The following is a 20,186-nucleotide window of genomic DNA, read 5'->3' on the forward strand; positions in this document are numbered from 1 at the left end:
GCACCGCAGTTCTATCATCGCCGCTCATCGACACGAGAACCGCCATGCTGATCCCCTACGACCAACTGGAACCTGACACCCTCACTCGCCTGATCGAGGACTTCGTCACCCGTGAGGGCACCGATAATGGCGACGAAACACCCCTGCAAACCCGGGTATTGCGCGTGCGTCATGCGTTGACCAAGGGTCAGGCGGTGATCTTTTTCGACCTTGAGAGCCAGCAGTGTCAGCTGATGCTCAAGCACGACGTGCCGAAGGAGTTTTTCGAATAGCCCCTACAGGGCCTGCGTCAGGTCATTCACCTACGACCTCGTTTGCTGACAACGCCGCTCACTGAAGCGGCGTTGTTGCCTGTTGGGCAAGCGTCCTGGCAATTCGTTTGTAGACCTCGGCGCGATGAACCTTGACGTCTTTCGGGGCATTGATCCCGAGCCTGACCTGATTGCCGTTGATCCCCAGGATCTGCACGGTGATGTCATCACCGATGGAAAACGTTTCGCCAATTTCCCGCGTCAGTACCAGCATTTTTCCCACCCTTGCGTTGCGCAAAAGAGGCAGGGTGCATGGCGAGACACGGCGCTTCAATGCACTGATGGCAAATCAGTAACGTCCTGCAACAGCACCGGAAAAGACTGAAGGAAACGTCTTACTTTCCGGCCAAATCCGTGGGAAATGTCGTTAGCGGCTGTGGTTAATCAACCGGCGGACCAACGCGGCCCGAGCAGAATGATGGTCGCACCGATGACGCAGAAAGCCAGACCCAGCCAGTCCGTGCCCAATGGCCTGACCCGCTCGACCAGGCCCAGCCAGGCAATCGACGCGACAATGTAGATCCCGCCATACGCCGCGTAGGCTCGGCCCGCATAAGCCGCCTCCACACGTGTCAGCAACAGTGCAAACACCGTCAGGCTGACAAGTGCAGGAATCACCCACAGCGCGCTCTTGCCTTGCCGTAACCACAGCCAGAAGGCATAGCAACCGAATATCTCGAACAGGGCGGCAAGGAAGAACCACAGGTAATTGAGCATGAAAGATTCACAGGTCAGGGCTGAAATATGCACGCAACCCTATCAGAAAACAGTGCGGTCATGACCTTGATACCACCCAAGAGGACGCGGAGCGTCCGGGTCAGTCAGGCATGCCCCTTCTGCGCCTTGGCACGCATCTTGGCGCACATGACGGTCATTTCGTCATACATCGCCTGTGGCTGCTTGCGTTTCATTTCCCAGGCCATGCGGCCTTCTTCGTGAGGCAGGATCATGAACTCGCCTTCGCCGACCTGCCTGAAGATGCAGTCGGCGATATCCCCGGCGGTGATCGGCGACTTCTCCAGCAACCTGCCGATCTGCGCCTTCATCGCGGGCGTGGGGCCGCGGAAGGAATCCAGCAGGTTGGTCTGAAAGAACGACGGGCAGACCACATGAACACCAATTCCCTGGTCATGCAACTCAACCAGCAGGCTCTCGGAAAGCGCGACGACCCCGGCCTTGGCGACGTTGTAATTGCTCATCGCCGGCGCCTGCATCAGCGCTGCCATCGAGGCGATGTTGATGATCCGGCCCTTGCTGGCCAGCAGCATCGGCAGGAACGCCTTGCAGCCCTTGACCACCCCCATCAGATTGATCGCGATCTGCCAGTCCCAGTCCTCCAGCGACAACTCGTTGAAGAAGCCCCCGGAAGCCACCCCCGCATTGTTGACGATGACGTCGATGCCGCCAAAACGCTGTTCGCACGCTTGAGCAAACGCGGTGAGCTGGCTGTAATCGCGAACGTCGCAACGCTGTACGAAGCCGTCACCACCCGCTTCGCGTACCAGCGCAAGGGTCTCCTGCAAGCCGGCATCATTGATGTCCGAGAGTGCCAGCCGCCACCCTTCGCGTGCCCAGCGCAGTGCAATTTCACGACCCAGACCTGAGCCGGCGCCAGTAATCATGATGCGGTTTTGCATAGCGAGTGCCTTGTGATGTGCAGGAGTTGTCTGAGTGTAATCACACTAGAAGCACCACAAACCCACCATCAAGACGCTGAATGCCTGGAGCAAACCGCAGCCCTATGGACGCCTGGACCGGGCCACATAACGCAGCAGCAACAGGCCATACACCGACACGTTGAGCAGCACGACGATGCCACCCAGCCAAAGCTGCATGCCCGGCGTAAGCCCGGCCGGGTAAATCAGCGGGATCAGATAATGCTCAACGAAGCCCCCGGTATAGCCCTGCCCTCCAGCGTTGCTGCGCAGGGTGTTTTCCAGCGGTGTCAGCGGGCAATACAGGTGCAGAAACTCGACCGCTGTCCCCCAGGCCGCAGCAGGAACGTGCAGCAGTGCCAGCCAGGGCCTTCTCAATACCAGGAGTCCGCCGAACAGGACGAACACAATGAACAGTAGATGAAACACGACCACGGCATCCGCCGCCACTCGATAAACCATCATTGTGTCCTCTTGCGGGCCATGCCTCAGGTAGAAAGTTCGCATCGCGCTGAGACTTTCCAGGGTCTTTAGTTCAATTGTTTTTAAGACCGATTCAAACGCGCCAAGTCAAAAAAAGCCCCATTTATTGTCAGACAAAAATACGGCAAGCCTCTGATTTTCAATGATTTTCAAATGTGTAATAAATTATTTAAAATAGATCGAACCTTTCTCCAACGCCCAGAGTCCGATGAGTCAAGCAGGCCACTTCATACCGTTCGGTGTGACGTTTCAACTGCATCTGCTAATTAACATTAATGTAAAGAGGGAACTCACCATGGGCATCGGCACTATTCTTATCATCGTTCTGATTCTGCTGCTAGTTGGCGGTTTGCCAGTATTCCCGCACTCGCGCAGCTGGGGCTACGGTCCGTCGGGCATCATCGGTACGATCCTGGTGATCCTGCTGATTCTGGTGTTGCTCGGCAAGATATGACCTGCTGCTCCACGCAGCAGCGCATGTAGCCAATAAGAAACCCCGCTTTTTCAAGCGGGGTTTTTTATCGCCCATGAAAAAGCAGCCCGAAGGCTGCTTAGTTCATAACACTCATGCCTTAGTGTGAAACCGCACCACTGGCACCCAGCCCGGTCTGCGAGCGGACGAATTGCGGGAAGAACAGAGCGCGCTCGCCCTCCGCCGCTTTCGACTTGTCGGTGATGGAGAAGAACCAGATCCCTACGAAGGCTATGGCGATGGAAAACAACGCAGGGTATTCGTAAGGGAAAATGGCTTTCTCGTGATGCAGTATCTGCACCCAGATGGTCGGACCCAGCACCATCAGCACCACTGCGCTGATCAGGCCCATCCAGCCGCCAATCATGGCGCCACGGGTGGTCAGGTTTTTCCAGTACATGGAAAGCAGCAGGATCGGGAAGTTGCAGCTTGCCGCGACCGAGAACGCCAGGCCCACCATGAAGGCGATGTTCTGGCTTTCAAAGGCAATACCCAGAAAGATCGCCACGACCGCCAAGGCGATGGTGGTGATTTTCGAGATACGGATCTCGTCCTTCTCGTTGGCTTTGCCTGCCTTGATGACGCTGGCATACAAGTCGTGAGAAACCGCCGAAGCACCCGCCAGGGTCAGACCGGCAACCACTGCCAGAATGGTGGCGAAGGCGACTGCCGAGATGAAGCCCAGGAACAGACTGCCACCGACGGCATCGGCGAGGTGAATCGCCGCCATGTTGTTACCGCCCAGCAAGGCGCCTGCCGCATCCTTGAACGCCGGATTGGTGCTGACCAGCAGGATCGCGCCGAAACCGATGATGAAGGTCAGGATGTAGAAGTAGCCGATAAAGCCGGTCGCGTAGAGCACCGACTTGCGGGCTTCCTTGGCATCGCTCACGGTGAAGAAGCGCATCAGGATGTGTGGCAGGCCGGCAGTACCGAACATCAGGGCCAGACCCAGCGAGAACGCCGAGATCGGGTCTTTCACCAGCCCGCCAGGGCTCATGATCGCTTCACCTTTGGGGTGAACCTTGATCGCTTCGGAGAACAGCATGTTGAAGTCGAAGTTGACGTGCTTCATGACCATCAGTGCCATGAACGACGCACCGGACAGCAACATCACCGCCTTGATGATCTGCACCCAGGTGGTGGCGAGCATGCCGCCGAACAGCACATAAAGACACATCAGAATACCGACCAGCACCACCGCAACGGCGTAGTCCAGACCGAACAGCAGCTGGATCAGTTTGCCGGCACCCACCATCTGCGCAATCAGGTAAAACGCCACCACCACCAGCGAGCCGCAGGCAGACAGGGTGCGAATCTCCTTTTGCTTGAGGCGGTACGAGGCCACGTCGGCAAAGGTATATTTACCCAGGTTGCGCAGGCGTTCGGCGATCAGGAACAGGATGATCGGCCAGCCCACCAGGAAGCCGATCGAGTAGATCAAGCCATCGTAGCCGGAGGTGTAGACCAGTGCGGAAATCCCCAGAAAGGACGCTGCCGACATGTAGTCACCGGCAATCGCCAGACCGTTCTGGAAGCCGGTGATCTTGCCACCTGCCGAATAATAGTCCGACGCAGTCTTGTTCTTTTTCGATGCCCAGTAGGTGATGTACAGCGTGAAAGCGACGAAGACCACGAACATGACGATCGCGGCGACGTTCAGGGGTTGTTTCTGCACTGCACCCGTCAACGCGTCTGCCGCCCAGAGGGTCGGCGCGAAGGCGGCCAGGCCAAGTGCTGCTGATAGGCGCCGGATCATTGCTGAGCCTCCTTGAGGATCGCGTTGTTCAGGTCATCGAATTCACCGTTGGCACGGCGAACATAGATGGCGGTCAATATGAACGCGGAAAGGATCAGCCCTACGCCTATCGGCATTCCCCAGGTAATGGTCGAAGTGGGACTTAGTTTGGCCCCCAGAATATGGGGTCCGTAAGCAATCAAAAGAATAAAGGCCGCATACAGGCCAAGCATGATCGCCGAGAGAATCCAGGCGAAACGCTCTCTTTTGGAGACCAGCTCCTTGAAACGGGGGCTGTTTTGAATCGAGAGGTAAATGCTGTCGTTCATTGTTTTTGTCCTCGCAGCACAGATGAGATGTCACGTAATGCACTTTAGTCGGGTCCGGCGCGCACTCCAGACGACCTTAGTATTAGAACGACATTAGCTGTGGATACCTCTTCTCGCACGGTCTGAACCCACCGGCAGTCGGTCGCACGGAAAATACTCCGGGGCAGAAAAACAAAAGGCCGTCTGGCGATAACACCAGACGGCCTTGAGAAGGGCTATTCAGACACTTTGCGACTATTTGGCAGTCCATGCGGCGACGCGGTCGGGGTGCTTGGCGACCCAGTCCTTCGCTGCAGCTTCAGGTTTGGCACCGTCCTGAATCGCCAGCATCACCTCACCGATTTCATCCTTGGACGCCCACTGGAATTTTTTCAGGAAGGCCACGACTTCAGGAGCTTTCTTCTCCAGCCCCAGGCTGCCCACGTTGTCGACGGTTTCAGCCTCGCCGTAGACACCTTTCGGATCGTCCAGGAAACGCAGTTTCCACTTGGCGAACATCCAGTGCGGCACCCAGCCGGTGACGACGATGGACTTCTTCGCCTTTTCCGCGCGGGTCAGCTCGGCAATCATGCCTGCGCCGGAGCTCGCCTGCAGTTTATAGCCGTCCAGACCGTAGTCCTTGATGGCCTGATCGGTCTTGAGCATCACGCCCGAGCCCGCATCGATGCCGGTGATCTTCTTGTTGAAGGAAGCATCGGTCTTCAGGTCTTCGATGGTTTTGGCCTTGACGTATTCAGGCACGATCAAGCCAATCTTGGCGTCCTTGAAGTTAGGCCCGTAGTTGACGACCTGATCCTTGTACTTGGCGTAGTACTCGCCATGCGTGCCCGGAAGCCACGCAGACAGCATCAGATCAAGCTTGTCGGTTGCCACCGCCTGCCACATGATCCCAGCGGCGACAGACTGCAACTTGACGTCATAACCAAGCTTTTGCTTGATCACTTCGGAGGCCACGAAGGTGGTCGCGACACTGTCGGACCAGCCTTCCACATAGCCAATGGTCAGGGTCTTGGTTTCGGCAATCGCCAGCGTGGAGCTGACCGCAAGTACCAGAGCGGCACCCGCCCCCAGTATTTTTCGCATCATCATTGTCGCTTCCCCGGAAGTCTGCACCGACGGTTGTCGGGGCATGGTTAACGTTGTTCTCCAGACCGCCCCCGCGCCCGACCTTAGGGCACGCGGCGCCTTGCACGTTTTTATCGCTGCCACGCGCAATCAAACGCACCGCAACGCCACCCTGATCATCGACCTGCACGACAGGCAGGCATGCTCTGTCTGCGACACTGGGGCAATGGGAAACGACAACAACGAGCCATCAACGACAACGCACAGCGAAAAACGTCTGAAGCTGGCCATTAGCGGCAGGGGCACACCTTTATGACCAGAGGAGAACGCCCTCCCCCATACCATCGTCGTATAGACGACACAGACCTGCAGCGCACCACTCTGGCTCATGCTACGAAGGAAACACGATGTGTTACCGCAGCTTTACGATCACCACCGCGAACGGGTAACACGGAAACATTTTTTCCGGCTCTACGACCACGCGCCAACCATCAGAATTCACAAGCTACTGATTTAAAAGAGTTTTCAAAAACTGGCACGGGTCCTGCTATATCTCTGATACAACAAAAACAACAAACGATGCAGCAAACCAATAAAAACAATACGTAACGGCTCTGACACAACAAGAACAAAACGGACAGAGGCGCAGCTAACAGATTTTTTGGGAGTGGATCAGCTTTACAGGGACCTTTCAATGAAAGGCCTCGCGACCGGCCCGAGAACAATAAAACTACCGTCAGGTAGCTCCAGAACCGGTGGGATCACCCTGTTGTGCAGGCAGGTGATTAAAGCGAATCAGCGCTCAAAAAAATACGTTTGCTCTTGACCCCGTATGGGGGTCGCACAACAACGCTGTAAAGGGACTGGCCGCCAACAACAATAACAGGCCGCCCCATAACAATAAAAAGAGCACGTGAACCACATTGGAGGAGAGCTACGGCTCTCCTTTGTGCTTTACGCAAGCCGCAAATTTCGCCTCCAGGCCATGGCCTGCCAACCTTCACCAGCACTGCAAACGTCGAGCCGGGCCAGCAAATACGCTAGTCACGCAAAAATAAACCGCATATCTGCATTGCAAAATCCAAAGAACGTGTATTGTTCCGTCTTATTTACAGGGTTAACCGGTGGATGGGGCACTTTGGCACTACACCTTGGTCATAGCCTGCGTATCTCATCAGCACTTCTTTCCCAAGGGATTTAGTCATGCTCCGTTTTCTGCGCCTCGCCACTGTTATAGGTGGCTTGTGTTTAAGTGCGTCCGCTCTGGCAACCACCGTCGACTCCGCCACCTATGGCTACCCGCTGACTAATCCGTTTGAAGCGACCATTGCGACCACACCGCCCGCTCTGCGCCCCGACCTGCCTGACGATGAAGATATCGATCAGGATGTCTACACCCTGAACCTGCATCCCGAGCGCGAGTTCACCCTGCCCGACAACTTCTGGGCGGTGAAAAAGTTGCATTATCGCCTGGCCAAACAAGACCACGCTGCCCCGCTGATCTTCCTGATCGCCGGCACGGGCGCGCCGTATAACAGCACCATCAATGAATTCCTGAAAAAGCTTTATTACGGCGCGGGCTACCACGTCGTGCAGCTGTCTTCGCCCACCAGCTATGACTTCATGACCTCGGCCTCGCGCTTTGCGACTCCTGGCGTCTCCACCGACGACGCAGAAGACATTTATCGCGTGATGCAGGCCATTCGGGCTCAGCAGGCGCAACTGCCGGTAACCGACTATTACCTGACCGGTTACAGCCTTGGCGCACTGAATGCTGCATTCGTCAGCAAGCTGGACGAAACCCGTCGCAGCTTCAACTTCAAGAAGGTCCTGCTGCTCAACCCGCCGGTCAATCTCTACACCTCGATCAGCAACCTCGACAAACTGGTACAGACCAACGTCAAGGGCATCAACAACACCACCACGTTCTATGAACTGGTGCTGGCCAAGCTGACCCGCTACTTCCGCCAAAAAGGCTACATCGACCTCAATGACGCACTGCTGTTCGACTTCCAGCAGTCCAAGCAGCACCTGACCAATGAACAGATGGCGATGCTGATCGGTACCTCGTTCCGCTTCTCGTCGGCTGACATCGCGTTCACCTCCGACCTGATCAACCGTCGCGGTCTGATTACGCCACCGAAATTCCCGATCACCGAAGGCACCAGCCTGACGCCGTTCCTCAAGCGCGCCCTGCAGTGCGACTTCGATTGCTACCTGACCGAACAGGTCATCCCGATGTGGCGTGCACGCACCGACGGCGGTAGCCTGCTGCAACTGGTCGACCAGGTCAGCCTCTACGCCCTGAAGGACTACCTGCACAGCAACACCAAGATTGCCGTCATGCACAACGCCGACGACGTGATCCTGGGTTCGGGTGACCTCGGCTTCCTGCGCAAGACCTTTGGCGATCGCCTGACCGTTTACCCGTACGGCGGGCATTGCGGCAACCTTAATTACCGCGTCAACACCGACGCCATGCTGGAGTTTTTCCGTGGCTAAACGTCTTTTACTTCTTGCCGCTCTGCTCTGTGCCGGCACAGTCCAGGCCGCTGACGCGGATACCAGCAACAAGGCTCAGCACCCGGCCACTGTGGCCCGTCAGACCGATGCTGATGGTTTCACTCAGCCGCTGAAGTCGCTGCAATTCAACCCAGGGCTGGATCAGCGTGAGTTCGAGCGCGCTTCCATCAACGCACTGGAAGTCTATGATCCGCTGGAATCCTGGAACCGCCGGGTCTACCACTTCAACTACCGTTTCGATGAATGGGTATTCCTGCCGGTGGTGGACGGCTACCGCTACATCACTCCTGGCTTCGTACGCAGCGGTGTGAGCAACTTTTTCAGCAACCTGGGCGACGTCTCCAACCTGTTGAACAGCCTGCTGCAGTTCAAGGGCGAGCGCTCGCTGGACACCACTGGCCGTCTGCTGCTCAACACCACCATCGGCATCGCCGGTCTGTGGGACCCGGCGACCATGATGGGCCTGCCGCGCCAGAGCGAAGACTTCGGCCAGACCCTGGGCTTCTACGGCGTGCCTTCAGGACCTTATCTGGTGTTGCCATTGTTCGGCCCATCGAACCTGCGTGACACCGGCGGCATGCTGTTCGACTACACGGCTGAAAACCAGATCAACTTCCTCAACGTGGCTGAAGTCAGCAGCGACCATCCGGAAATCACCGTGTTGCGTGCCGTTGACCGCCGTTACGTCACCAGCTTCCGTTACGGTCAGCTCAACTCGCCGTTCGAGTATGAAAAAGTGCGCTACGTCTATACCGAGTCGCGCAAGCTGCAGATCGCCGAATAAGCATAACGCAGCAAAACGACGGCCAGCCGGAGTGATCGGGCTGGTCGTTTTTTTATGGGCACTTTTACCTGTCTGGTCAATCACATGCCTCAGGGCAAACGCCTCCGTCATTAACAGACAAAAAGGAATTTCCATGCGCTTTTTCGGTTTCAAGGCAATGGCTGTATGTGTCGCACTGGCAGCATGTCAGAGCATGGTCAGCGTTCAGGCTGCCACCAAACCGCAGGCCGCTGCGCCCGCCGCTGCCGCAGTGCAAAACGCTTCGCTGCTGGGCGGCAAACTGGCCTTCACCATTCCTGCGGGCTACGTACAGGGCGAGATGCCCGAGATTGATGCAAAAGCCAAGGCTCAGGGTGTGACCGGGTCGCTCTACACCAATGCGGCCGAAAAGCGCGTGCTGATCGTTACCGAAACGCCTATGCCAATGGGCGTGCAGGCCAACGATAACGACGGAGCAGTACTTGACGGGCTGGTCACCGGCATCCTTGCCCAGCAGAGTACCGGCTACAAGGACTTCAAAAAGCTGGGTGACAAGAAGATCGTCAAGAAGAATGGTCTTGGTGTGCGCCAACTGGATACCTCGGCAACCATGAGCGACGCTCAGGTGCTGAGCACATCGATCGTCGCTGCATCGGGTACCCGCGCAGCCGTGCTGAACGTGGTCTCCAATGCAAAAAATCCGAAAGAGCACGCCGCGCTGGTGAAGACTGTCATCGGCCAATGATCTGCGGACCGGTCAGCCGCTCCGATGCGACTTGATCCGCGCGAAACACCTCGCATAATCACTCGCCCAGGGTCTGGACCTTGGGCAGGATGCCTACGAATCCTTATTAGTGAATTCCAGTCCACAACAAAGGGAAAACTTGGCAAAGATAGAAGCTCATTTCTGCAATAAGCTGGCGGACTTATTTTTAATGGGTCTGCACTATGCCTTCTCTGGAAACCACTGCCTCCGGCGCCCGTAGCGAAAGCTCGACCGGCGCCGGCTTGTCCATCGCGATTCTGGCCCTGGCCGGCTTCGTGATCGTCACCACTGAATTTCTCATCATCGGTCTGTTGCCTTCAATGGCCCGTGATCTGGGGATCTCCATCTCTACCGCCGGCTTGCTGGTAACGCTGTTCGCCTTCACGGTGATGCTCTTTGGCCCACCGCTGACAGCCATGCTCTCGCACCTGGACCGCAAGCGCACGTTCATCGTCATTCTGCTGATCTTCGCCGCCTCCAACGCACTGGCGGCGGTGTCGAGCAATATCTGGGTGCTGGCGCTGGCGCGGTTCATTCCGGCACTGGCCTTGCCGGTGTTCTGGGGCACCGCCAGTGAAACGGCAAGCCTGCTGGCCGGACCGAAGCGCGCTGGCAAGGCCGTTGCGCAGGTCTACCTCGGCATCTCGGCTGCCATGCTGTTCGGTATCCCGCTGGGTACAGTATTTGCTGATGCCGTGGGCTGGCGCGGGGCATTCTGGGCGCTGACGCTGCTGTCAGCGTTAATGGCTCTGTTGCTGGCACTGTCGATGCCGCGTATCGAACCTACCGCAAAAGTCGGCCTCGCCGAGCAGGCAAAAATTCTCCGGGATCCGTTCTTCCTCGCCAACCTGCTGCTGTCCATCCTGCTGTTCACGGCCATGTTCGGTGCCTACACCTACCTGGCTGACACGCTGGAACGCATCGCGGGCATCGAATCGGCTCAAGTGGGTTGGTGGTTGATGGGCTTCGGCGCGGTCGGCCTGATCGGCAATGCCCTGGGTGGACGTTGTGTGGACCGCAGCCCGCTCGGCTCGACCATGGCCTTTGCGCTGTTGCTCGCGCTGGGCATGACCGCAAGCGTACCGGCCGCAGGCTCCATGCCGTTGCTGGCCGTGGTACTGGTGATTTGGGGCATCGCGCATACGGCGTTGTTTCCGATCTGCCAGATCAGGGTGATGAAAGCAGCGCCTCAGGCCCAGGCACTGGCCGGGACCTTGAATGTTTCGGCCGCCAATGCCGGGATCGGTCTGGGATCGATCATCGGAGGCCTTACCATCGAGCACCTGGGGCTGGGTGCCGTAGGGTATGTCGCCGCTGTTGTTGCGCTGCTGTCCATCGCCGTTGCATGGATGACCAGCACGCAGCAAAACAAGGCAACGTTGTAATCGCCTGACCGTCGCTTGCCTGAACTCGCCGGGCGGTGTGTCTGCCAACAACCAGACACGCTGCCCCGGTTATTCACGGTGTATTAAATTGTATGTTTCGTCATATTTTTGAACAGGTTTTAGTACTGTTTATGTCATTTAATTGACTTTTAAACAGCCAGCTTCATCAATATGTAGTTATTTGACACCCCTCGGCAAAATACTCTTCCCTTGCCACTAGTGAACGCTCAAACTCCAGCCCTTCGGTCAAGCGGCGTCGATTTCTGACCGATTCGAAAGTAATGTCCGGTAAGAATCTATGAGCACCTATCACCGCAGAGGGATGGCATTCGCCAAGCGGATCTACGCCCCGAGATGTTTCGGTGTAAGCGTTGGCTTTGTGACGGTCGCTGTTTCTCTGTATTACGTGAATACAGCACACTGGGCGTGGTTGTTGGCACTGCTCTACAGCCTCGTATGGCCGCATGTTGCTTACCAGCTCGCAAGAACGTCGCGCGAGCCCTACCAGGCTGAATGGCGAAATCTGCTTTTCGATTCGATGATGGGCGGTTTCTGGGTTGGCGCGATGGGTTTCAGCGCAGTTCCCGGTATAACGGTCCTCGCCATGATGGCCATGCATAACATGGCCGCCGCCGGGCCACGTCTGATGCTGCAAGGCCTGTGCATGCAGGCACTGGGCGTGCTGATTTCGCTGGCCGCGCTCGACCCTGTCGTCAATCTGCATGGCAACATGGCGCAGATCTACGCCTGCCTTCCGGTACTGGTGACCTACCCTATTTTCATCGGCTGGCTGAGCCATCAGGTCACACTCAAACTGTGGGAGCACCGCAACATCCTGCGCAAGGTCAGCCGTACCGACAGCCTGACCGGTCTGCTCAATCACGGAGCGTGGAAGGACCTGCTTGACCTGGAGTACGCCAGTAGCCAGAACGCGTATCAGGAGTGCGTCATCGCGTTGATCGATATCGATCACTTCAAGGTCATCAACGACACTTATGGTCACCTGATGGGCGACACGGTATTGCAGAGTATCAGCGAGGCACTGACAGAAAACCTGCGCGATTCCGACCTGATCGGGCGTTGTGGCGGCGATGAGTTCTGCGTCATTTTGCCCGACACCTGCTTGCTTCAAGCAAAGGAAATTCTTGAGCGCCTGTGCCTGGCGATAGATGAAATGACCTACACCCTGCATTGCGATCTCAAGGTCAGCCTCAGTATCGGCATTGCCGCCTACTCCCCTGAAATGCCCGATGCCTCGTCGTGGCTGCACGAAGCAGACAAAGCGCTGTATCTGGCCAAGAGCACCGGCCGCAACCGCGTCGCCAGCCATCAGGATGCGCAACCAGAACTCCAGTCGCTTGGCGCACAAGCCTGATCCGTCAACGCTTATCCTTGAACAGCATGTCGAACAGGGATGAGAGACTCGTGACCCCCATCGCTTTCAGAAACGTCTCGCGCATATCGTTACGCAGGCTTTCCAGAGTTACTTCCTTGGGTTTAGCGGCTTTTTTTACGGAGGTCGTTTCTCGAGAGTCGCCTTCACCAGGCGTGTATTTTTCCTTGGACAGCGTCCTTATGTAGTCACTCTTCTGGCTTTTATAAGTAGTGAAGTCTGCACCCAGTTGTTCGTCCCTTTCCCCCGCCGTTGAAAACCTGTTGATGACTTTTTCCATGAACTCAAAATTATTGTGACCTATGGACCCATAGTCCTTGTCAGTGATGAAGCGAACGAACCCCTGATCCAGCCGCGTTGTTTTTAACCCATCGCTTTCGGTAATACGCTTGGCGGTGGCCGCGTGCGGCTCGGTAAAACTGTAGAACACCTTGTGGCCTTCCATGTCATATGTTTTGCCCTGGTTATGACGAAGCATTATCCCTCCATCATCACTCTCCCTGTAAGAAGCCAACTGAAACGCCAGGTCATCGACATAGCTCAAATCAACTCCCTGATCACTCGCCCAACCGTAAACGTCACCCAACAGACTCCGATCATCCCGGGTTAGAAAAAACGCCTGGGGCATGGACATTCCACATTCGGCTTTTCCTAGCATGGGTGCAGAACGAGCAGAGTCCGCGAATCCGAACACCCTGTGTTTCAGGAGGGCCTGCCCGCTGATGGTCACCGCAGAGTCTGGAGAGGTTGATCGGAGGGCGGGATTGGCAATTGAGGGCATGTTTTTTGCCGCTCTTTTATCGTCAAGTTTTTGCGCGGCTATCAGTGCATCTGCTCCGGAACTTATGACTCGCATGACGTTGGCTCCTGCCCCGAAAGATCCCTGGCGGTTATAGCCAGGGATTGACAATCAATACGTTAAATGAAAGGTGACTGTTTCTGGCCCGGCAGGTTTGCTTTGCCAAGGCCCATTGACAGCTTGGTGTTTTATCAAAACATCCGATGCATAGCTGAACCCCAAGCTATTAAATTGTTCAGTATCACCTGGCATACCTGGATCAATCTGAATACAGCTCGATTCGTGTACGCCTTAAAAGGCTATTCCTTATCATTCACCACGCACTGAGCTTGAAATCTTTTATTAGACAAAACCTAAATCGCTTGTAAAAAACCACATCCACCGACCGGTATCAACACCCACTAAATGATAGTGACTTCTCAGACTTGCTTGATACGCCTTGCCGCCACCTACCCGACACACTCTCGGTCAATGGAAAGTTCAAATGCGGACAGATTATCCAGCAGCCACTCAGGCGTATGCCTCTCAAGCAATGTGCCGATGGGCTGCTGCTTTATCAGTGCGCCATAGAGGGCTTCTTCATGATCGAGATGCGCTTGCTGAACAGTGCGATAGTTCAATGGATAGATGCTCTTCTCGATGGGCAACAGCCGGTCGAAGTGTTCGAGCAGACCATGAAAGACGATTCGCCGTTCGACGGTATTGCGCGTGGTGGCTATGAGTTTGACGAAGTACTCACTGTCCTGAGCCCGCAGCGCTTCGCTGGCGGCGTAACGCTCGACCAGCGTGTGCGGCGATGGCTCATCGAATACGATGCAGCACAGGTCTTCGCGCACCAGGCCCTTGAACGGGTTCTCGGCTTCTGACCGACGGCCGTGCAGCCCGAGTGCAAATTGTACGGCGCGCTCGGCCAGCCATTGACGCTTGCGGCCCTCAAGCTGTGCAATGTCTTCGAGCAAGGGTGACTGACGCCCATGCGAACGAAGCTGCCGACAGAGTTTGGCAAACAGGCCAACGGGGCCGGACAGCTTTGCCTGTTGCTCGGCCAGTTGCGCGACGGAAAGAGCGGACTGCCGGGTTGTCAGATGCTGGAAGTCCGTTGTCATATTAAAATCAGGCCGCTGCGGATCCAGCCGCAACGACGTGTCGGCACCTGGCTCGCCCCGAACAAAACAAACAGTCATGAGTGGCTCCTTTTTTATTGTTTACAGTTCGTCGTGCGAACAGGTTTCGGATAGTCCTTTATGCAGACAGCAGGAAGCAGTGCCTGACAGGCGTCACAGAGCAGCACGGTATTATTGATTGCACTGCCAAACGTCGACAGTGCTCATTGCATTAACAAGTTACAGATTGCGACAAGACACATTATGTATGTGCTGGCTCGCTGCGCAATCCGACAGATGTAGGGGGTTGGACAGTGTTCCCCGGAAGCAATAGAGATACACACCGGGCCATGAGCTCGGCACGCGTCCTCACTTGATTCTTTCTTAGCAGCGAAGATACGTGATCGCGAACGGTGTAGTCACTGATACTGAGCTGCCTGGCAATTTCCTTGTTCGTACATCCCTGCAACAACAGGCCAAGAACCTCCTGCTCTCTCATTGTCACCCACATGATACTTCCCCTCGCCATCATTTTGCCTAACAGGCAAATTTGTAGGATGTTTCTTACATTCGTCTTCCATGACCCAAACAGTAAATCGGCACAGAAATCATTTTATTTAGTCTTGTTTTGCATTAACACGAGATAACCCTCAAAGCTTCGCAATAAAGCTGCAAGCTGCAAGCTGCAAGCTGCAAGCTGCAAGAAAAATCTTTAATATTTAAATACTGAGGAAACCTCCTACAGCAAATACAGAATAATTACGTATTCCTATTTATCGATACCATGAATGACCCACCTGACGAAATATTTTCCACGGGCACGAATCAAGGATGCACTAGATAAATAACGTAAACACTATAGAGAGGGGCAAGATAGACTTGACTAAACGGAATTACAATCACTTGTTACAATTGATGCGTCTGCCGCCCGGAACTTTCCGGCCATGTTCGAGTTGCCACTCACCCCACAGAAGAGGTGAGCAGCGGGCATTGCCGGTGTGTGCGAGAACAGCGGTCGCCGCGCCCCCCGCCCGGAGTTATCCGGCTTTACCGCTTGCCAGGTCATCCACCACCATGCCCCGGCGCAGGCCGAATACTGCAGCGGTCATCAGGCCCGTGGCGCCCATGATCAGGCTATACAGCACGCACACCCAGATATTCCAGGGCACCAGGGCAATCAGCAGCAATGGCGTGGTGCTGGCCCAGAAGGCGTAGGCGATGTTGTAAGTGAACGAGATCCCTGACACACGGATGTTCGCCGGGAACAGTCCGATCATCACCGACGGCACCACACCGACAATCCCGCACGCCAGTCCGGCAATCGCGTAGGCGATGCCCAGTGGCATCCATTGCTCGATGAGGCTGGTGTAAAGCACGCCGATGCCCATCGGCATCAGCAGGCTGTAGAACAGGATGCCGCGCCAGGCGCCGATACGGTCGACCAGCATGCCTGCCAGCACGCAGCCTATATTGAGAAACACGATACCGACGGCACTCAGGGCAAAGGTGTCGCTGGCACTGATACCAAAGCGCTGCTGCATGACAGTCGGAGTAACCACCACCAGGACCACCACTGCTGAGGTCAGCACAAAGGTCAGCAGCGCAGCAGGCAGCAAGGATTGGCGATGATCGCGCAGCACCTGGCCAAGCGGCAGCGCCGGCAGGTGTTCACGCTGGGCATGCAGGGCAATGAACACCGGGGTTTCGTTTAGCCAGCGGCGCAACCAGACCCCAACCACACCGAATATGCCACCGAGCAGGAACGGAATACGCCATGCCCAGTCAAGAATTTCGCCGGGGCTGAAGACCCGCGCCAGCCATGTTGCGGTCAGTGCACCCAGCAGGTATCCGAATGTCAGGCCGGCTTGCAGTACGCCCAGTGCATAGCCGCGGTGCCCCTTGGGCGCGTGTTCTGCCACGAATACCCAGGCGCTTGGCACTTCGCCGCCCACAGCGGCTCCTTGCAGGATGCGCAGCGCCAGCAGGACCAGCGGCGCCCAGTAACCGATCTGTGCGTAAGTGGGCATGACGCCGATCAGCAGACAAGGCAGGGCCATCATCAGAATGCTCAGGCTGAACACGCGCTTGCGCCCCAGCCGGTCGGCGAAGTGCGCCATGAGAATCCCGCCCAGCGGGCGCGCCAGATAGCCGGTCACGAAGATCCCGAAGCTTTGCAGCAGACGCAGCCACTCTGGCATGTCAGGGGGAAAGAACAGCTGGCTGAGGGTCAGCGCAAAGAACACAAAAATGATGAAGTCGTAGATTTCCAGCGCCCCACCCAGCGCGGCAAGACTCAGTGTCTTGTAGTCGCCTTTGGTGAAAGGTTGCGGAGTGGATTGAACGATGGCCGTCATGAAGCCCCCGAAACATGGCTGAAAAGAGCGCCTGACGCTCACAGGGCGCGAAGAATAGCAAAGCTTGCGGGCGCACTGATACGGAGCTGAGGCCTGTAGCGGGAACGATGATCCCGACTATCGTGCGAGTCGCATGCCGCTCTGGACGCTCCGCGTCCTCTTGCGACGCAGAGCGTCGAGAACTGCATTGCCATGCGGGAGTGTGCCGAACGATCATCTCGACTGGCGTGCCGATGCTCCGCGTACCAGAACCCTTCGCTAAAAGTTGACGGAGGCTGACAGTCTCGCCGTTCTGGGCGCGCCCATGAACAGGTAGTCGTCACCCAGATACTCTCCGGCATCACGCCAATAGCGTTTGTCGAACAGATTGTCTACCGTCAGGCGCAGGACCGTGTCGTAACCGCTGATTCGGGTGCTGTAACGGCTGCCGATATTGAACAGTGCGTAGTCATTGACCTGCACGGTACCTTCACGGTCAGCGTACTTGCTGGCGCTGTACTGCACTCCGCCGAGCAATGCGAGCCCGGGCACCGGCAGGCTGTAGTCGGCTTGCAGGGTGCCACGGTATCTGGGCACATTGAGGGCCTGGTGATCGTCATAGGCCTCGGTGCCGCTGTCTTCAACGCGCGCCCGGATGGCCGCCGCACTGGCGGATATCTGCAGGCGGTCAGTCACCCAGCCACTTGCCCCCAGTTCAAGGCCGGTGTTTTTCTGCTCGCCTTGCTGTACGTAAGTGAACGTACCGTCATCGTTGGGTCTGGAATACTGGTAGGCCTGACGAGCCTGAAACACTGCGGCGGTCAGGCTCATGCGCTGCCAGTCATACTTGACGCCTGCTTCCAGCTGTCGGGATACGGTCGGCGCAAGAATTTCACTGGCATTGGTGGTGAACCACGCCGCCGTCCCGCCCAGCGACAGGCCCTTGCTGTAGCTGGTGTAGAGCGAAACATTGTCCACCGACTTGTAGATCAGCGCCGCCTGCGGCAGAAACACATAGCGCTCGGTGTGTCGCGCATCACTGCCGTCCTCGTTGAATGCCTGCTCGTCGAGCCGCACCCCGCGTCCGCCCAGCACGGTTTGCCAGTGCTCGTTGAAGCTGATCCGGTCGGTGGCAAACAGCGCATACTGGCGGCTGTCCAGGCGGCGCTCGGTATGCGGAAGCCCCAGGGTGGAGGGTGCCACCTGCTCAGGTGCCTCATTGATATTGCCCGAGCCGACGAATTCGTTGAAGGTCCCGCGCGTGTCGACCGTGCGGCGGTAGGCACTGCTGCCGAAGGTCAGTTCGTGCCCCAGCGATCCGGTAGCGAATGTACCGGACATGGCTGCTTCGACTTCATCGTTGCGACGCGTATCGTCCGGGCTGCGGAAATCATAGATGTCATAACCGCCCTCGGCACTGAAATGGTTAGGCACCGCTTGCCCGGCGCAACTGGCCGAGCCGTAACACCCCCACGCAAAGGCACTGTAGTCATCGATGACCACGCGACTGCGCGAAGCACTGAGACTGCCCTTCCAGCTGTCATTGAAGCGATATTCGAAACGTCCGTTCATGTTCAGCGAGTCGATACCGACCGGATTGGACCAATTCTGGTAGCCCAGCAATTTACGTGGCGAGGCGTCGTGAGGCAGCGCAGTGCCGCCCAGAAGCTGATAACCGGGCACCGAACGCTGTTCTTTGGTCTGGTACTCGACATCGAGTTGCAGCAGGGCGCGCTCGCTGATGTTCCAGTCGAACGCCAGGGAGGCAAAATCGCGCTGGCCATCGGCGTGTTCGACATACGAACGAATGTCTTCGTGGGCAAGGTTGGCGCGCAGGCCGAATTGCTGTTCGCTGCCGAACCAGCCCCCGACGTCGGTCGCGATGTAGCGTTCGCCGTGTTCGTTGGTCGAGACCGTGACCGAGCGAACGTCCTGCGCCCGTTTGGTCTGATAATTGATGACCCCACTGGGCTCGGCCACGCCGCTCTGCAGGCCGGAAAGCCCCTTGAGCAACTCGACCTGCTGCTTGTTCTCCAGCGCTACGTTCTGCTCACCGGCAATGCTGCGGCCATTGATGCGATAACTGTTGGCGGCGTTCAACGAAAACCCGCGCACCACAAAGTTTTCGTAATAGCCCACCGGGGCATAGCCGTCGCCGACCGACGCGTCGTTGCGCAGCACTTCACTCAGCAGCTTTGCCTGACGGTCCTTGATCAACGCGGCGCTGAACACCGACACCGAGGCGGGCGTGTCCAGCAGAGAAGCCTGATCGAAACCGAAGATCGATGCCCGCTCGGCTTTATAGTCGCCGGTGCTTTCCGGCTCGCTGAACCCAGTGACGTTGACCGCATCCAGGCTGAGCACCTCTGCGGCCAGCAACGGCGAGGCAACCGCCATACCCAACGGTAACAATCGCCAGGCGTGGCGCATGGCAGGTCGGTAAGGCGTTCTCATCGAGCAGACTCCGCAAGGACAGATGCCTGGACAGACGCGACGCACCTTCCGGCAGGGGGCCAACCTTTTACGTTCACTGTCGGTTTTTTTCAACCTTTACGTGATGCTTTGCCTTTAAACGAAGTGCTGGGGAAAACTTTACTTACGAATCAGCAGGGCGAGACCGGCTTCAAAACGCTTCGCACACTTGAATAATTAAGCGTGAATTAAGTAAGCGCGGATAATCTGAGTTCAACAAAACCGCTGAACCAATCAGCGTGTGATGAATCAATCAAGACAGATCAATCAGAAAGGAATACCCCATGAAACTTATGCCTGCCGTTTTCGCCGCTGTTGCCCTCACTGCTGTTGCAGGTGCCGCTCAGGCTGACGTTGGTCCCGATGAAGTGATCCGCCTGTACAAGTCTCAGGCGTTGGGTGACTTCGAACAGTTCAACAACAATGCCGTTGCCAAGCACCAGGGCTTCACGGTCCGCGATACCGAGCTGGAAAAAGACGGCACTGGCCGCCTGATCTATCAGATCGAACTGAAAGACGCCAAGGGTGTGGAGTGGAACTACGACGTTGATGCCAAGACAGGCGAAGTGGTAAGTGACAAAAAGGATACTTGATCC

Annotated in this window: 21 protein-coding genes; 9 read left to right on the plus strand and 12 right to left on the minus strand. The window is 56.6% G+C overall.

The window, feature by feature from the left end; all coding sequences use genetic code 11:
* Positions 1-44 precede the first annotated feature (44 nt).
* Complete coding sequence (locus V476_RS03980; RefSeq protein ID WP_003314533.1) at positions 45-272, plus strand: YheU family protein; 228 nt, start codon at positions 45-47, stop codon at positions 270-272.
* Positions 273-330: 58 nt separating this feature from the next.
* Here V476_RS03980 and csrA read toward each other — a convergent pair whose 3' ends face one another.
* From csrA to V476_RS04000, 4 genes are all read right to left on the minus strand, one after another.
* Positions 331-525 (minus strand): carbon storage regulator CsrA, encoded by a 195-nt coding sequence (gene csrA, locus V476_RS03985; protein ID WP_003314532.1) that lies wholly within the window; start codon positions 523-525, stop codon positions 331-333.
* Positions 526-695: 170 nt separating this feature from the next.
* Positions 696-1,028, minus strand: coding sequence for a YnfA family protein (locus V476_RS03990; RefSeq protein WP_024961124.1), 333 nt, complete (start codon positions 1,026-1,028; stop codon positions 696-698).
* Between the two features lie 104 nt (positions 1,029-1,132).
* A complete protein-coding gene (locus tag V476_RS03995) occupies positions 1,133-1,948 on the minus strand; it encodes an SDR family oxidoreductase (protein ID WP_016568743.1) in 816 nt (271 codons plus the stop codon).
* Between the two features lie 102 nt (positions 1,949-2,050).
* Positions 2,051-2,428, minus strand: a complete 378-nt coding sequence (locus V476_RS04000) for a DUF2784 domain-containing protein (RefSeq protein WP_024961125.1) — start codon at positions 2,426-2,428, stop codon at positions 2,051-2,053.
* Positions 2,429-2,744: 316 nt separating this feature from the next.
* Between V476_RS04000 and V476_RS04005 the strand changes: the two genes are divergently transcribed.
* Positions 2,745-2,903: a DUF3309 family protein gene (locus V476_RS04005; protein ID WP_002552554.1), complete on the plus strand. Its 159-nt coding sequence runs from the start codon at positions 2,745-2,747 to the stop codon at positions 2,901-2,903.
* A 118-nt stretch (positions 2,904-3,021) separates the two neighbouring features.
* Here the strand turns inward: V476_RS04005 and V476_RS04010 are convergent, their stop codons facing one another.
* From V476_RS04010 to V476_RS04020, 3 genes are all read right to left on the minus strand, one after another.
* A complete protein-coding gene (locus V476_RS04010) occupies positions 3,022-4,680 on the minus strand; it encodes a cation acetate symporter (RefSeq protein WP_003425409.1) in 1,659 nt (552 codons plus the stop codon).
* A complete protein-coding gene (locus tag V476_RS04015; protein WP_003314526.1) occupies positions 4,677-4,988 on the minus strand; it encodes a DUF485 domain-containing protein in 312 nt (103 codons plus the stop codon). Before V476_RS04015 ends, V476_RS04010 begins: the two co-directional genes overlap by 4 nt.
* 234 nt (positions 4,989-5,222) lie before the next feature.
* The gene (locus tag V476_RS04020) at positions 5,223-6,077 is read right to left on the minus strand and encodes a glycine betaine ABC transporter substrate-binding protein (RefSeq protein WP_003412711.1); all 855 of its coding nucleotides are present in this window, start codon (positions 6,075-6,077) and stop codon (positions 5,223-5,225) included.
* Positions 6,078-6,117: 40 nt separating this feature from the next.
* Between V476_RS04020 and V476_RS04025 the strand changes: the two genes are divergently transcribed.
* The 6 genes from V476_RS04025 (at position 6,118) to V476_RS04050 (ending at position 12,865) form a co-directional block, all read left to right on the plus strand.
* Positions 6,118-6,369: a hypothetical protein gene (locus V476_RS04025; RefSeq protein WP_027902962.1), complete on the plus strand. Its 252-nt coding sequence runs from the start codon at positions 6,118-6,120 to the stop codon at positions 6,367-6,369.
* Positions 6,370-7,256: 887 nt separating this feature from the next.
* On the plus strand, positions 7,257-8,555 hold the full coding sequence (locus tag V476_RS04030) for a lipoprotein (RefSeq protein WP_003314524.1): 1,299 nt from the start codon (positions 7,257-7,259) through the stop codon (positions 8,553-8,555).
* Positions 8,548-9,360, plus strand: a complete 813-nt coding sequence (locus V476_RS04035; RefSeq protein WP_003393253.1) for an MlaA family lipoprotein — start codon at positions 8,548-8,550, stop codon at positions 9,358-9,360. Before V476_RS04030 ends, V476_RS04035 begins: the two co-directional genes overlap by 8 nt.
* Before the next feature lie 133 nt (positions 9,361-9,493).
* Positions 9,494-10,084, plus strand: a complete 591-nt coding sequence (locus tag V476_RS04040; protein WP_003314521.1) for a DcrB/PsbP domain-containing protein — start codon at positions 9,494-9,496, stop codon at positions 10,082-10,084.
* Between the two features lie 203 nt (positions 10,085-10,287).
* On the plus strand, positions 10,288-11,490 hold the full coding sequence (locus V476_RS04045) for an MFS transporter (protein ID WP_024961126.1): 1,203 nt from the start codon (positions 10,288-10,290) through the stop codon (positions 11,488-11,490).
* A gap of 298 nt (positions 11,491-11,788) precedes the next feature.
* Positions 11,789-12,865 (plus strand): diguanylate cyclase, encoded by a 1,077-nt coding sequence (locus tag V476_RS04050; protein ID WP_024961127.1) that lies wholly within the window; start codon positions 11,789-11,791, stop codon positions 12,863-12,865.
* A gap of 4 nt (positions 12,866-12,869) precedes the next feature.
* Here the strand turns inward: V476_RS04050 and V476_RS04055 are convergent, their stop codons facing one another.
* From V476_RS04055 to V476_RS04070, 5 genes are all read right to left on the minus strand, one after another.
* The gene (locus V476_RS04055) at positions 12,870-13,739 is read right to left on the minus strand and encodes a hypothetical protein (RefSeq protein ID WP_024961128.1); all 870 of its coding nucleotides are present in this window, start codon (positions 13,737-13,739) and stop codon (positions 12,870-12,872) included.
* Positions 13,740-14,131: 392 nt separating this feature from the next.
* Positions 14,132-14,866 (minus strand): hypothetical protein, encoded by a 735-nt coding sequence (locus V476_RS04060; RefSeq protein ID WP_024961129.1) that lies wholly within the window; start codon positions 14,864-14,866, stop codon positions 14,132-14,134.
* 181 nt (positions 14,867-15,047) lie between these two features.
* Positions 15,048-15,317, minus strand: a complete 270-nt coding sequence (locus V476_RS26610; protein WP_003320199.1) for a helix-turn-helix domain-containing protein — start codon at positions 15,315-15,317, stop codon at positions 15,048-15,050.
* Positions 15,318-15,822: 505 nt separating this feature from the next.
* Complete coding sequence (locus V476_RS04065; RefSeq protein ID WP_024961130.1) at positions 15,823-17,139, minus strand: MFS transporter; 1,317 nt, start codon at positions 17,137-17,139, stop codon at positions 15,823-15,825.
* A 258-nt stretch (positions 17,140-17,397) separates the two neighbouring features.
* Positions 17,398-19,572, minus strand: coding sequence for a TonB-dependent siderophore receptor (locus V476_RS04070; RefSeq protein ID WP_024961131.1), 2,175 nt, complete (start codon positions 19,570-19,572; stop codon positions 17,398-17,400).
* Positions 19,573-19,874: 302 nt separating this feature from the next.
* Between V476_RS04070 and V476_RS04075 the strand changes: the two genes are divergently transcribed.
* Positions 19,875-20,183 (plus strand): PepSY domain-containing protein, encoded by a 309-nt coding sequence (locus V476_RS04075; RefSeq protein ID WP_024961132.1) that lies wholly within the window; start codon positions 19,875-19,877, stop codon positions 20,181-20,183.
* Positions 20,184-20,186 lie beyond the last annotated feature (3 nt).

It is taken from the genome of Pseudomonas syringae KCTC 12500, assembly GCF_000507185.2.
In the GTDB taxonomy this organism is placed as follows: domain Bacteria; phylum Pseudomonadota; class Gammaproteobacteria; order Pseudomonadales; family Pseudomonadaceae; genus Aquipseudomonas; species Aquipseudomonas syringae.

Excerpts from the sequence above, each read along its gene's own strand:
- V476_RS03980 (WP_003314533.1), top strand. The coding sequence starts at position 45 with ATGCTGATCCCCTACGACCAACTGGAACCTGACACCCTCACTCGCCTG.
- csrA (WP_003314532.1), bottom strand. The coding sequence starts at position 525 with ATGCTGGTACTGACGCGGGAAATTGGCGAAACGTTTTCCATCGGTGAT.
- V476_RS03990 (WP_024961124.1), bottom strand. The coding sequence starts at position 1,028 with ATGCTCAATTACCTGTGGTTCTTCCTTGCCGCCCTGTTCGAGATATTC.
- V476_RS03995 (WP_016568743.1), bottom strand. The coding sequence starts at position 1,948 with ATGCAAAACCGCATCATGATTACTGGCGCCGGCTCAGGTCTGGGTCGT.
- V476_RS04000 (WP_024961125.1), bottom strand. The coding sequence starts at position 2,428 with ATGGTTTATCGAGTGGCGGCGGATGCCGTGGTCGTGTTTCATCTACTG.
- V476_RS04005 (WP_002552554.1), top strand. The coding sequence starts at position 2,745 with ATGGGCATCGGCACTATTCTTATCATCGTTCTGATTCTGCTGCTAGTT.
- V476_RS04010 (WP_003425409.1), bottom strand. The coding sequence starts at position 4,680 with ATGATCCGGCGCCTATCAGCAGCACTTGGCCTGGCCGCCTTCGCGCCG.
- V476_RS04015 (WP_003314526.1), bottom strand. The coding sequence starts at position 4,988 with ATGAACGACAGCATTTACCTCTCGATTCAAAACAGCCCCCGTTTCAAG.
- V476_RS04020 (WP_003412711.1), bottom strand. The coding sequence starts at position 6,077 with ATGATGATGCGAAAAATACTGGGGGCGGGTGCCGCTCTGGTACTTGCG.
- V476_RS04025 (WP_027902962.1), top strand. The coding sequence starts at position 6,118 with ATGGTTAACGTTGTTCTCCAGACCGCCCCCGCGCCCGACCTTAGGGCA.
- V476_RS04030 (WP_003314524.1), top strand. The coding sequence starts at position 7,257 with ATGCTCCGTTTTCTGCGCCTCGCCACTGTTATAGGTGGCTTGTGTTTA.
- V476_RS04040 (WP_003314521.1), top strand. The coding sequence starts at position 9,494 with ATGCGCTTTTTCGGTTTCAAGGCAATGGCTGTATGTGTCGCACTGGCA.
- V476_RS04045 (WP_024961126.1), top strand. The coding sequence starts at position 10,288 with ATGCCTTCTCTGGAAACCACTGCCTCCGGCGCCCGTAGCGAAAGCTCG.
- V476_RS04050 (WP_024961127.1), top strand. The coding sequence starts at position 11,789 with ATGAGCACCTATCACCGCAGAGGGATGGCATTCGCCAAGCGGATCTAC.
- V476_RS04055 (WP_024961128.1), bottom strand. The coding sequence starts at position 13,739 with ATGCGAGTCATAAGTTCCGGAGCAGATGCACTGATAGCCGCGCAAAAA.
- V476_RS04060 (WP_024961129.1), bottom strand. The coding sequence starts at position 14,866 with ATGACTGTTTGTTTTGTTCGGGGCGAGCCAGGTGCCGACACGTCGTTG.
- V476_RS26610 (WP_003320199.1), bottom strand. The coding sequence starts at position 15,317 with ATGATGGCGAGGGGAAGTATCATGTGGGTGACAATGAGAGAGCAGGAG.
- V476_RS04065 (WP_024961130.1), bottom strand. The coding sequence starts at position 17,139 with ATGACGGCCATCGTTCAATCCACTCCGCAACCTTTCACCAAAGGCGAC.
- V476_RS04070 (WP_024961131.1), bottom strand. The coding sequence starts at position 19,572 with ATGAGAACGCCTTACCGACCTGCCATGCGCCACGCCTGGCGATTGTTA.
- V476_RS04075 (WP_024961132.1), top strand. The coding sequence starts at position 19,875 with ATGAAACTTATGCCTGCCGTTTTCGCCGCTGTTGCCCTCACTGCTGTT.